At 68.1% G+C, this 11,888-nt stretch carries 13 protein-coding genes, 1 other RNA gene and 1 pseudogene; 10 read left to right on the plus strand and 5 right to left on the minus strand.

Annotated features, from left to right (window positions below; all coding sequences use genetic code 11):
• The 3 genes and pseudogenes from AB0M20_RS09415 to AB0M20_RS09425 all read right to left on the minus strand — a co-directional run.
• Positions 1–273: pseudogene (locus AB0M20_RS09415) on the minus strand (hypothetical protein); the annotation flags it as partial.
• Between the two features lie 233 nt (positions 274–506).
• The gene (locus AB0M20_RS09420; RefSeq protein WP_364296224.1) at positions 507–737 is read right to left on the minus strand and encodes a helix-turn-helix domain-containing protein; all 231 of its coding nucleotides are present in this window, start codon (positions 735–737) and stop codon (positions 507–509) included.
• Positions 738–827: 90 nt separating this feature from the next.
• Complete coding sequence (locus tag AB0M20_RS09425) at positions 828–1,268, minus strand: Lrp/AsnC family transcriptional regulator (protein WP_364296226.1); 441 nt, start codon at positions 1,266–1,268, stop codon at positions 828–830.
• Between the two features lie 93 nt (positions 1,269–1,361).
• Between AB0M20_RS09425 and AB0M20_RS09430 the strand changes: the two genes are divergently transcribed.
• Together AB0M20_RS09430 and AB0M20_RS09435 are read left to right on the plus strand one after the other, a co-directional pair.
• Positions 1,362–1,925 carry a rhodanese-like domain-containing protein gene (locus tag AB0M20_RS09430; RefSeq protein WP_364296228.1) on the plus strand — a complete coding sequence of 188 codons (564 nt, stop codon included), beginning with the start codon at positions 1,362–1,364 and terminating at the stop codon, positions 1,923–1,925.
• Positions 1,926–2,024: 99 nt separating this feature from the next.
• Positions 2,025–2,504, plus strand: coding sequence for a hypothetical protein (locus tag AB0M20_RS09435; protein WP_364296248.1), 480 nt, complete (start codon positions 2,025–2,027; stop codon positions 2,502–2,504).
• Between the two features lie 27 nt (positions 2,505–2,531).
• Here the strand turns inward: AB0M20_RS09435 and AB0M20_RS09440 are convergent, their stop codons facing one another.
• On the minus strand, positions 2,532–3,287 hold the full coding sequence (locus AB0M20_RS09440; RefSeq protein ID WP_364296230.1) for an alpha/beta hydrolase: 756 nt from the start codon (positions 3,285–3,287) through the stop codon (positions 2,532–2,534).
• A 31-nt stretch (positions 3,288–3,318) separates the two neighbouring features.
• Positions 3,319–4,206, minus strand: a complete 888-nt coding sequence (locus tag AB0M20_RS09445) for a hypothetical protein (protein WP_364296232.1) — start codon at positions 4,204–4,206, stop codon at positions 3,319–3,321.
• Between the two features lie 62 nt (positions 4,207–4,268).
• Here AB0M20_RS09445 and pruA point away from each other — a divergent pair, with 62 nt between their 5' ends.
• The 8 genes from pruA (at position 4,269) to ssrA (ending at position 11,830) form a co-directional block, all read left to right on the plus strand.
• Positions 4,269–5,897 (plus strand): L-glutamate gamma-semialdehyde dehydrogenase, encoded by a 1,629-nt coding sequence (pruA, locus tag AB0M20_RS09450; RefSeq protein ID WP_364296234.1) that lies wholly within the window; start codon positions 4,269–4,271, stop codon positions 5,895–5,897.
• 266 nt (positions 5,898–6,163) lie between these two features.
• Positions 6,164–6,679 carry a PadR family transcriptional regulator gene (locus AB0M20_RS09455; protein WP_364296236.1) on the plus strand — a complete coding sequence of 172 codons (516 nt, stop codon included), beginning with the start codon at positions 6,164–6,166 and terminating at the stop codon, positions 6,677–6,679.
• A 51-nt stretch (positions 6,680–6,730) separates the two neighbouring features.
• Positions 6,731–7,843 carry a peptide chain release factor 2 gene (gene prfB, locus AB0M20_RS09460; RefSeq protein WP_364296238.1) on the plus strand — a complete coding sequence of 371 codons (1,113 nt, stop codon included), beginning with the start codon at positions 6,731–6,733 and terminating at the stop codon, positions 7,841–7,843.
• A gap of 99 nt (positions 7,844–7,942) precedes the next feature.
• Positions 7,943–8,623 (plus strand): cell division ATP-binding protein FtsE, encoded by a 681-nt coding sequence (ftsE, locus tag AB0M20_RS09465; RefSeq protein WP_364296240.1) that lies wholly within the window; start codon positions 7,943–7,945, stop codon positions 8,621–8,623.
• Positions 8,624–8,677: 54 nt separating this feature from the next.
• Positions 8,678–9,553, plus strand: coding sequence for a permease-like cell division protein FtsX (ftsX, locus tag AB0M20_RS09470; protein WP_364296242.1), 876 nt, complete (start codon positions 8,678–8,680; stop codon positions 9,551–9,553).
• A 101-nt stretch (positions 9,554–9,654) separates the two neighbouring features.
• Positions 9,655–10,893, plus strand: a complete 1,239-nt coding sequence (locus AB0M20_RS09475; protein ID WP_364296244.1) for a M23 family metallopeptidase — start codon at positions 9,655–9,657, stop codon at positions 10,891–10,893.
• 10 nt (positions 10,894–10,903) lie between these two features.
• A complete protein-coding gene (gene smpB / locus AB0M20_RS09480; protein WP_364296246.1) occupies positions 10,904–11,380 on the plus strand; it encodes an SsrA-binding protein SmpB in 477 nt (158 codons plus the stop codon).
• A gap of 71 nt (positions 11,381–11,451) precedes the next feature.
• Positions 11,452–11,830: a transfer-messenger RNA gene (gene ssrA / locus AB0M20_RS09485) on the plus strand.
• Positions 11,831–11,888: the final 58 nt, after the last annotated feature.

Below are 11,888 nucleotides of genomic sequence, written 5' to 3' on the forward strand. Positions count from 1 at the left end.
GCCGTTGAGCACCTCGACGCAGACGTGCACGAAACGCCGCACCGCCAGCTTCGCGTCCCCACCCGCCCCGCCGTGCTCAGCCCGGCCGGCCTCGCCCCGGCGGCCGGCCCGAGCGAAGTCCTGTGCGGAGTCCCGAGCGGACCTGCCGCCCGCGCACCCGTACCCGTCGTCCTTCGCTTCCCCGGCCCCCACCCCTGAGTGGCCGGCGAAGTCGTGACGCCCCGAATCCGTGGGCGGCCGCGGCCACTCCAACGCCAGCTGATTGGCCGTCACCCACCACTGCGGCTCGATCTCATCGTCATAGGGCGGGTCGCACCTGGGCACAGGACGTAACCGGATCGGCGGCCGGGGACCGTGCGGTGCCACCTCGACAGTCGACATCTCACCCAACCAATCCTTGCGTTTGCTTTCGTTTGCCTGTGACAGAAAGTCTGCCGCGACACGGTGAGACCGGTCAATGCCTGTGGATAACCCCGCGAGGAGCCGGCGAGAAAGGACAAAACGAGCTACTCGGGCTCGGGCGCGATCAACGGATTGCCGGCGACCCACTCGGCCGTTTCCGCGTACTTCTCCTCGATGTACTGCTCAAGCTTGGCGCGTTCCACCCGCCACTGACCACGACCACCGATCTTGATCGCGGGCAACTCGCCGCTGCGCACCATGTGGTAGACCTGCGAGTCGGACACGTTCAGCTCGGCCGCCACATCGGACAGCAGCATGAACCTGGACTCGGCCACCGGCACTCCTGAGCTACGCGCGTTGATGCCTTAGTTTGCCATCGTTCGCCTGCGATTGGCACCGGTCGACGGTGCCACCTTGACGCGAGACTAGTCCATGGCGATCGCGCGCCCGGTGAGCGGGCTCGAATAGACCACACTCGTCGTGACCGACCCGAGCCCAGCGATGCGTCCGGTGACCTCCTCGAGATGGCGCATCGAGCGGGCCACCACCTTTAGCACGAAGCAGTCCTCACCGGTCACGTGATGAGCCTCGATGATCTCGGGCGTGGTGTCGAGCAGCGCATGGAACGGCCGGTAGTTCCCGGTCGGATATCGCAACCGCACGAACGCCATCACGTCGAGCCCGACCCGCTCCGGCGAGACCAGCGCGCGGTAGCCGGCGATCACCCCCGTCTCCTCGAGCCGGCGCACCCGCTCGGTGACGGCACTCGGCGACATGGACACCGCCCGGGCCAGGTCCGCGAAACTGGCGCGCCCGTCCCGCTGAAGCTCCGCCAGCAACGCCCAGTCCGTCCGATCCACGGTCACAGCGCCAAAGTACCGTGGATTCCGCGCCCGATCTACGCCACTGCCCCGGAAGTCTCCTGCCTCATCCAAGAGCAGACTTCTAGTTTGGTACGCATGAAAGCAGCCGAGTTCTTCGCCGCCCGCCTCGCCTTCCAGACCGACGTGTCCGACGTCCACGCAGCCCTGGACACCGGCGACCCGGGCTTCGTCCTGGTCGACACCCGCAACGACCACGCCTGGGACCAGGGCCACATCCCGGGCGCGATCCGCCTGAAGGACCTGACCGACGAGGACGCGCCGATCGTCACGTACTGCTGGGGTCCGGGCTGCAACGGCGCGACGAAGGCGGCGCTGGCGCTGGCCGAGCAGGGCCGGGAGGTGCGCGAGATGATCGGCGGCATCGAGTACTGGATCCGCGAGGGCTTCCCGACCCACACCGCGGCCGGCATGGAGACGAGAGCACCCGACCCGCTGACGGCCCCGGAGGGGCCCGGGTTCTCCGCCCTTGCCGGAGGCTCAGCGGCCGGTAGCGGCCCAGCCCCGAAGGGGCCCGGGTTCTCCGCCCTTGCCGGAGGCTCAGCGGCCGGTAGCGGCCCAGCCCCGGAGGGGCCCGGGTTCTCCGCCCTTGCCGGAGGCTCAGCGGCCGGTAGCGGCCCAGCCCTCAGCTGCGGGTGCTGATGTTGAGAGGGGCGCTCACCGCGGGGCGGTGCCGGCGCCGATAATGGCTGCGTGCCGATCACCGACCTTGTTCGTGTCTACGTGCCGGCCACCGTGCCGATGCTGGCCCAGCTGCGCACCTCCGGGCGGTTGGGGGATGGGCCGGTGGTCGCGCACGCCGTGACGCCGGCCCTGCGTGAGTGGTACGCCGAGGGTGACGAGGAGGAGCTGGAGTACGTGGCGTTCACCCGCGCTGCCCAGGCCGCCCTGCACCTGCTCCGGCTCGACCCGCAGGCGCCGCGCCGCCGCGTCGTCGTCTCGGCCGATGTGCCCGCGAAGACCCTCGAGCGCGACGACGTCGAGCTCGGCTCCAGCTCGGTCCGCCTGCGCGAGTCGATCTCCCGCACCGAGGTCGCCTCGATTCACGTGGACGCGGCCGAGGCGGCCGACGACGTGGCCGCCGCTGCCGACGTGATCGACGAGGCGCTGGCCGGCGACCCGGACGCCCAGTTCACCGTGGACGGCGCCGAGGACCACGAGCTGGCGTGGTACGCCGCCTCCGAACTCGACGACCTCAGCCGCGACACGGGCCTAGCCTGAAACCGGCCCGACCCGGCGAGGCACTTTTCACTGATCTAGGAAGCGCAGAATCGACGGCAGGGTCAGGTTCATCGCCGTGAGGTCGCCGCCGGCCGCCAGCACCTCGCCGAGGAACGAGCCGTGGAAGCCCGGCACGATCAGCAGCCGCACGTCCGGGATCAGGGAGGCCAGCTCCACCGTGTGCGAGTTGCGCACCACGTCCCGGTCGCCGGCCAGGATCAGGGTGGGCGTCCCGACGGCGGTCAGGTCGGACTCCGGCCAGTCCTCGAACCTCTTCATCTGGCCGCTGTCCAGGTCGAAGAGCTGCTGCTGGTGGGCCGGGTCGGGGTTCAGCGCGGCGTCGGCGTCGAGGTAGACCTGCGGCATGTCGGCGATCGAGCCGGCCATCATGCCCTCCCAGAAGCCGTCCACCATGCCCTCGCGACGGAAGAACGCGGAGGCGATGACCTGACGCCGCACCAGCGTCGGGTGCCGCATGGAGAGCCGCAGCGCCACGTTCCCGCCGTTGCTGAAGCCGAGCAGGTCGACCGGGCCGAGGTCCAGCTTGCGCAGCAGCGCGGCGACGTCGTCGGCGGAGTGCTCGAAGGTCGGCAGCCGATCGGTGGACGGCGTGCGCCCGTGACCTTGCAACTCGACCGCGATCACCTGACGCGTCTTGGCGAGCAGCGGCAGCAGCGCGCCCCAGTTCGTCTCGATGGTCGACCCGCCACCGTGGATGAGCAGCAGCGGAGTGCTGTCCGCGCCGGACGAGCCGTGGACTTCGTGGTACAGCTCAATGGCCATAGACCTATTGCATCTCACAACCGGTTTTAAATCAAGACTGGTCCGTCGGTTTCAAAGTCCGGCCGATCGCGATGACCGCGGTGATCGCACCCACGAAGAGGATGATCAGGGCGCTGTTCAGCCGCGACTGACTGAGCAGGCGTTGCACCGTCGTCTCCAGCACGCTGACCTTGCCGGCCAGCGACAGCACCCGGGCCCCGGCGGTGCGGGTCAGGATCTCGCCGACGATCAGCAGCACGCCCGGTCCGGCGCCGGCCACCGCGTACCAGGGCCAGGGGCGCGGCGAACGGCGAAGCAGGAAGAAGACCACCAGACCGGCGATCAGACCGCTGACGACGGCCTGGCTGAGCGTATACCGACTCGCCGCGCCGGCCCGGGTCGCGGCCGAGTCACCCGCGCCGAAGATGCCGAACAGCACATCCTGCCCGAAGGTCAGCAGCACCCCCACCAGGAACACCGCGATGGAGGCCCAGCAGACCGCGGAGACCACCCCTGGGGTACGGAGACCGGCCAGCGCGCCGCCGATCGTGGCGGCGGCGGCCACCGTGCCGGCCATCACCGCGTACACCCAGCCCTCGGTGTTGATCGTGAAAAGGCTGAGCGCACCCAGGACGCCGATGAGCAACCCCGCACCCGTCGCGACCGCGAAGCGGGCGGTCGCGCCGAGCGCCCGCCGCCGGTCCACGGCCGTGACCACCGCCAGCGCCACCGCCGCGCCCGCGACCAGGGCGGCCGAGACGACGCCCGGCAGCGCGTAGGCGGACGACGTGACCTCCATCGTCACGTCCTCGCGGCTGGTGATCGTGGCCCGCGCCGACCACAGAAGTCCCGCCATCCACAACAAAGCGGCTATGGCGAGCGCGACCGACGAGAACGAGGCACGCTCGGTCGTGACGGTTGTCTCCTCCTGCGCGCTCATGAGGAGCAGGGTACGCGGTGCGAGGATGACCCCATCCCACGAGGAGTAGAGGAGAACGCGAGATGGACGCCCAGATTTCCGTGCCGCCGCCGCGCAACGAGCCGGTGCGCAGCTACGCCCCCGGCAGCCCCGAGCGGGCCACCCTGCAGGCGCGCGTGGACGCGATGAAGGGCGAACGCCTCGACCTCACCATGACCATCGGCGGGAAGCAGACGATGGCCGACGGCGAGCGGATCGATGTGGTGCAGCCGCATCGCCGCCACGAGGTGCTCGGGCAGACCGGCAACGCGTCGAAGGCGGACGCGGCCGCCGCGGTCGAGGCCGCCAAGAAGGCCGCGCCGGGCTGGCGCGAGCTGCCGTTCACCGAACGCGCCGCCGTCTTCCTACGCGCCGCCGAGCTGCTGGCCGGCGGCTGGCGCGACACGCTCAACGCCGCCACCATCCTCGGTCAGTCGAAATCCGCCTACCAGGCCGAGATCGACGCGGCCTGCGAGCTGATCGACTTCCTGCGCTTCAACGTGGCCTTCGGCGAGCAGATCCTCGGCGAGCAGCCGCAGTCGTCGCCGGGCGTGTGGAACAGGTTCGACCACCGCCCGCTGGAGGGCTTCGTCTACGCCATCACGCCGTTCAACTTCACCGCGATCGCCGGCAACCTGCCTTCCGCGCCGGCCCTCATGGGCAACACGGTGATCTGGAAGCCCTCACCGACCCAGCAGCTATCGGCGCACTGGACGATGCGGCTCTTCGAGGCGGCCGGTCTGCCGCCCGGCGTGATCAACCTGGTGACCGGCGATGGGCTCGCGGTGTCCGACGTGGTGCTCACCGACCCCGACCTGGCCGGCATCCACTTCACCGGGTCGACCGCCACCTTCCGTCATCTGTGGAAGGAGGTGGGCGCCAACATCGAGCGCTACAAGTCGTACCCGCGGCTGGTCGGTGAGACCGGCGGCAAGGACTTCGTCTTCGCGCACCCGAGCGCCGACGCGGACGCCCTGCACACCGCGCTGGTCCGCGGCGCATACGAGTACCAGGGCCAGAAGTGCAGTGCCGCGTCGCGCGCCTACGTCCCGCGGTCCATCTGGGAGGGCGGCCTGCGTGACCGGCTCGCGGCCACCGTCGCCTCCATCAGGTACGGCGACGTGAGCGATCTCTCCACGTTCGGCGGTGCGGTGATCGACGGCCGTGCGTTCGCCAAGCACGCCGCGGCGCTCGACCGCATCAAGAACAGCGCGTCCTGCACCGTGCTGGCGGGCGGCACCGCGGATGACAGCGAGGGCTGGTTCGTCGCGCCGACCGTGGTGGAGTCGACCGACCCGACACACGAGATCTTCACGACCGAGTTCTTCGGACCCATTCTCGGCGTGTACGTCTTCGACGACGACGACTTCGCGGCGACCGTCGCACAGGCGGAAGCCGTTACGCCGTACGCGCTCACGGGCTCGATCTTCGCAACCGACCGGACGGTGCTCGATCGCGCCTCAAAGGACCTGCGCTTCGCGGCGGGCAACTTCTATCTCAACGACAAGCCGACCGGCGCCGTGGTCGGGCAGCAGCCGTTCGGCGGCGCCCGGGGGAGCGGGACCAACGACAAGGCCGGGTCCGTTTTGAACCTGTACCGGTGGGTCTCGCCTCGCACCATCAAGGAGACCTTCGAGCCGGCGGTCGACTGGCGATACCCTCACATGGGGTGATTGTCCGCTATCGGAGCCACTGCGTTATTTTGCAGATCCACTACGCAGTGGCACCGCCCCTTTTGGGCCGATTACTCACTGCGAGCGCCGTCTGGGCGATTCACTGTGCCATCTTATCGCCTGACACTGATCCACATGGGTAAAACGCCCGGTCGCGACCCTCGTGGTCGGACTGTCTGTGCGGGACAGTCGCATGTGGAGACGCAAAATGGACGGATCGGGCGAAATCCTGGACGTCGAGCGAACAAAGTGGCAGCTTAGAAGCCATGCCCGACACTCAGATCAACCCAACAGCTGCTGCCCTTCTGGGCCTGCTACACGAGGGCCCGATGACCGGCGGTCAGCTCATGGCGGCTGCCGAACGCCGCCTCGGGCCCTACTGGTCGATGACGCGGAGCCAGGTCTACCGCGAACTGCCTGTGCTCGCCGAGATGGGATTCGTCCGACTCGGCAAGCCGGGGCCACGGTCCAGCCAGCCCTATGCCATCACCGCCGCCGGCAAGCGTGCTTTCAGCCGGTGGCTCGCCGAGTCGCCCGGTCGTGATGCGATCCGTAACCCGGTCGCTCTGCGGGTGGCCTTCGGCTCACAGCACTCCGGCAACCAGCTGAAGACGCTCTACACCGGTGCCAACGAGTACCACTCGGAGGCCCTCGCCATGGCCCGCGAGCAGGCCAAGGAAGCCAAGAAGGCCGGGGACGCCTACGGCGCCGCCGCCCTCGAGTTCGCCGTCGCGTACCACAAGGCAGCGCTGAGCTGGCTCAAGGTCGCACCTGCAGAGTGACCAGGTGCCGCCCGGCCGAACCCTCGGCCGGGCGGCGTAGTCTTGGTCGTTGTGAGTGCAGCCGACTTTCCCGAACAGCTCAAAGCCCTCGACGCCACCCTGCGCAACATCGAGAACGTGCTCGACGTCGACAAGCTGCGCCGGGACAAGGCTGTTCTCGAGGAGGAGGCCTCCGCCCCCGACCTGTGGGACGACCAGGCGCGGGCGCAAGAGGTGAATTCCAAGCTCGCGTACATCTCGGGGGAGATCTCCCGGATGGAGAAGCTGCGCGGCCGGCTCGACGACGCCACGCTTCTGCTCGAGATGGCGCAGGCCGAGAGTGACGAGGGGTCGGTGGCCGAGGTCGGCGAGGAGCTGACCGGTCTCACCAAGGCGATCGAGGAGATGGAGGTCCGCACCCTCCTGTCCGGCGAGTACGACTCCCGCGAGGCCGTGGTCGCCATCCGGGCCGGTGCGGGTGGCGTGGACGCCGCCGACTTCGCCGAGATGCTGATGCGGATGTACCTGCGCTGGGCCGAGCGGCACGGATACCCGACCGAGGTCTACGAAACCTCCTACGCGGAAGAGGCGGGCCTCAAGTCGGCCACGTTCGCCGTCAAGGTGCCCTATGCCTACGGGACCCTCAGCGTCGAGTCCGGAACGCACCGGCTGGTCCGGATCAGCCCGTTCGACAACCAGGGCCGCCGGCAGACCAGCTTCGCCGGCGTCGAGGTGATGCCGGTGGTCGCGCAGACCGACCACATCGACATCCCGGAGAACGAAGTACGCATCGACGTGTACCGGTCGTCGGGTCCTGGTGGACAGAGCGTTAACACGACCGACTCTGCGGTGAGGCTCACACACATCCCCACGGGCATCGTGGTGACGTGTCAGAACGAGAAGTCACAGCTGCAGAACAAGGCCTCCGCGATGCGCGTTCTGCAGGCCCGGCTGCTCGAGCGCAAGCGCCAGGAGGAGGAGGCCAAGATGGCCGGCCTCAAGCAGGACACCACCGGCTCGTGGGGTGATCAAATGCGCTCCTACGTGCTGCATCCGTACCAAATGGTCAAGGATCTGCGCACCGAGTACGAGGTCGGGAACCCGTCCGCGGTCTTCGACGGCGCCCTCGACGACTTCATCGAGGCGGGCATCCGCTGGCGCAAGCAGAGTCAGATGGCCGAATGACCTGGTGAGGTGAGCCGTCCTCTGATCCGGGTGTCCTGGTGCACATGATGCGGACCGGCGGACTTGGCCTTTTCGTTACACCGCGTAGACTCCACTCCCGTGATTCAGCTCGAGAACGTGACGAAGACGTATCCCAAGGCGTCTCGGCCGTCGTTGGACGATGTCAACGTCGGTATCGAGAAGGGTGAGTTCGTCTTCTTCATCGGCCCCTCCGGTTCCGGCAAGTCCACGATCATCAAGCTGCTGCTGCACGAGGTTGCCCCGACCCGCGGCAGGGTGACGGTCAACGCCAAGGACGTGACGTCACTGCGGTCGTGGAAGATCCCGCACTTCCGGCGTTCCATCGGCTGCGTGTTCCAGGATTTCCGGCTGTTGCCGAACCGGACCGCGTACGAGAACGTCGCCTTCGCCCTCGAGGTGATCGGCAAGACCAAGGCGGTGGCGCGGCGCGTCGTCCCCGAGGTCCTGGAGCTGGTCGGCCTCGGCGGCAAGGAGCACCGCTACCCGCACGAGCTCTCCGGTGGTGAGCAGCAACGCGTCGCCGTCGCCCGGGCGTTCGTGAACCGTCCGCTGATCCTGCTCGCCGACGAGCCCACGGGAAACCTGGACCCGGACACGTCGATCGAGATCATGCGGCTGCTGGACCGGATCAACCGGACCGGCACCACGGTCGTGATGGTCACCCACGACTCGAACATCGTGAACCAGATGCGCCGCCGAGTCATCGAGATCGAGAGCGGCCGGATCGTCCGCGACCAGGCACGCGGCGTCTACGGCTAGCCGTCCGCAGCCCCGCCCCGTGCCCGCCCCGTTCTCCCACTAAGGAAACCCCCGATGCGGTTGAAATACGTCCTCAACGAGGTCCTGGTCGGTCTGTGGCGCAACGTCACGATGACCGTCGCCATGATCATCACCATGTCGGTCTCGTTGACGATGCTGGGCGCCAGCGTGTTGCTGTACATGCAGGTCGACCGGATGAAGGACTTCTACTACGGCGAGATCGAGGTCTCGATCTTCCTTCGTGACGACGTCACCGAGGCCCAGCGCGCCGCCCTCGACCAGGCCATCGACGCCAATCCTCTGGTGAAGAGCAAGACCTACGAGGACAAGAAGCAGGCGCTCGAGAAGTTCAAGCAGATCTGGAAGGACTCGCCCGAGTTCATCAACTCGGTCGGCCCGGACAGCCTCCCCGAGTCGTTCCGCGTCAAGTTGAAGGATCCGGAGCAATACGCGACCTTCAACGAGCAGATCAAGACTCAGCAGGGCATCCAGGACATCGTCGACCAGCGCGAGCTGCTCAAGAAGGTGTTCGACATCTTCAACTCCATCCAGGTGATGGCGCTGGTCGTGGCCGGGGTGATGGCCTTGGCCGCGTTGCTGCTGGTCGGCAACACCATCCAGGTCGCCGCGTACAGCAAACGCCGAGAAGTCGCGGTGATGAAACTGGTCGGCGCGTCGAACTGGTTCATCCAGGCGCCATTCGTGCTCGAGGCGGTGGTGGCCGGCCTGATCGGCTCCATCCTGGGCTTCGCGTTCCTCTTCATCAGCAAGATCGTCGTCCTCGACGGCCGATTGCAGGCGCTGACGAACGTGCTCACCCCGATCCCGAACTCGAACGTCTGGTTGATGCTGCCGCTGCTGGCCGGAGTGGGTTCGGTCGTCAGTGCGGTCACCGCATGGGTCACGCTGCGGTTCTACCTGCGCGTCTAGCTCCACGGGACTCAGCCATCGCAATAGCCGCATCCCGGGCGGGGGTGCGGCTATTGGGCGTTTTACGCCTTTAAGGCTGATAGCCGGAGTACGGTGCCGATGTGGGGTTCAGTCGACACACCCGGGTGTTCTGCGTCCTGCTCGTGCTCTGCGCGGCCGTCCTGTCCCTGCTCGGACCGGTCCCCGCGGCCGCCGGTCCCGGCGACGATGCGAAACGGGCGAGCCGGGCCGCCGACCGGGCGGAGGCGGTCCTCGAGCACGCCACCGCCGTCGCCCGCAGCGCCGCCCGCCGGCTAGAGGTCGCCACCGCGGCGCTGCCCGCCGCCCGGGCGAAGGTGGCCAGCGCCCGAGGCGTTGTGGCCGCGGCCCGCGCGCAGGCGAACAGCGCCCGCCGCCAGGCGAACGCCGCCCGGGCGACCTACCGGAAGACCGTCGGCCGGTTCGAGCGAGCGCAGGAGCAGGTGGCCGGCGCCCGGGCCCGGGTCGACGAGATCGCATCGGCCAGCTACATGGGCGGCAACATCGCGGTGGTCAACGTGCTGGTGGCGGCCCAGCCGAGGGACATCATCGAGCGGATGAGCATGGTCGACCAGGTCATGCAGGAGCAGCAGGAGAGCGTCGACCAGATGGTCGCGGCGCGGCGAGCGGTGCGTACCCAGCAGGACCGCGCCGGGCTCACCAAGCGCGCCGCCGAGGACGCCGAGCGCGACGCCGTCACCAAGTGGAACGCCGCACGCCTGGCGGAGAACGCGGCACGGGACGCGCAACTGGCCGTCATCAACCTGGCCAACAGCCGAAGCCTCGCCCTGCGGGCCGCCAACTCTCAGCGTGCCATCGTGCTCGCGAAGTACCGCGCCGCCCAGGCGGAGGAGCAGCGCGTCGTCGCCGCGCTGCAGACGTGGGAAGTCCGCAACGGTGAGGGCGGCGGCGGCACTTACCGCGGCGGGCAGCTGCTGATGCCGGTGCACGGCTGGAAGTCCAGCGACTTCGGCACGCGCTACGACCCGTACTACCGGGTCTGGCAGCTGCACGCCGGGGTCGACATCGCCGCGGGTGGCGGCAGCCCCATCCACGCCGCGGCCGACGGGCGGGTGATCCGCGCCGGCTGGAGCGGCGGCTACGGCCAGTACACCTGCATCAGCCACGGCAACCGCTTCTCGACCTGCTACGGGCACCAATCCCAGATCGAGGTGTACGTGGGCGAGCGCGTCCGCCGCGGCGAGGTGATCGGCCGCGTCGGCACCACCGGGGCGTCGACCGGCAACCACCTGCACTTCGAGACCCGGATCAACGGCGTACCGAAGAATCCGTTGAAATATCTGCCTTCCTGCCTTTGTTAGTCTTGCCGTCATGCCGCGCGAACAAGGTCGCAAGGTCGTGGCCTCGAACCGCAAGGCGAGGCACGACTACGCCATCCTGGACACCTACGAGGCCGGCATGGCGTTGACCGGCACCGAGGTCAAGTCGCTGCGCGCCGGGCGGGCGTCACTCACCGACGCGTTCGGTCACGAGAACGGCGGCGAGATCTTCCTGCACGGCATGCACATCCCGGAGTACACGCAGGGCACGTGGACCAACCACGAGCCGCGCCGGGTGCGCAAGCTGCTGCTCCGGCGCGAGGAGATCCACAAGCTGATGGGCAGCCTGCGCGACGACGGCGTGACGCTGGTGCCGCTGTCGGTCTACTTCAACAACGGGTACGCCAAGGTCGAGCTGGGGCTGGCGCGCGGTAAGAAGAGCTACGACAAGCGGCAGGACCTGGCGAAGCGGGACGCCCAGAAGGAGATCACCAAGGCGCTGGGCCGCCGCTCCAAGGGCATGGTGTGATCCAGGAATGAAGATCGGCACCTGAGGCGTTAAGATGAGAGGTCCGCGCTCGAGGTGGGTGCGGGTTACTAGGGGGTGACTGGTTTCGACTTCGTCCGTGGAGACAGGGGAAGCGAGCCGAGGAAGCCAACGTCGTCTCGTGAATCGGTCGTTGGAAAACAATAAGCGCCAAGCAGGATAGCGCTGACTCTTACGCTCTCGCCGCCTGAGGCAAGTAGCGGAGTCTGGTGGTCTGGGAGTACCTCCGGCCCAGTAACCGCCATCAGCTAGGAGGTTGGCTGATCGGGCCCGGTCGCGGGGTCCGTGAGGCGAGATTAATCAGCGACTGGGCCCGTCACACCAGCTTGCTCACGTGATTGGTGGGGCCGAGTAGAGGCATAGTGAGCTGCGCTCGGAGAAGCCCTGACAAAACAACGAAGGACCCGGGTTCGATTACCGGCACCTCCACTGTGTTGATTCCGGGGGCGACCCCCGGAGGCCCCACGTTACGATGGTTGCTCCTTGCCGG

This window comes from Actinoplanes sp. NPDC051633 (genome assembly GCF_040681735.1).
Taxonomy (GTDB): Bacteria; Actinomycetota; Actinomycetes; order Mycobacteriales; family Micromonosporaceae; genus Actinoplanes.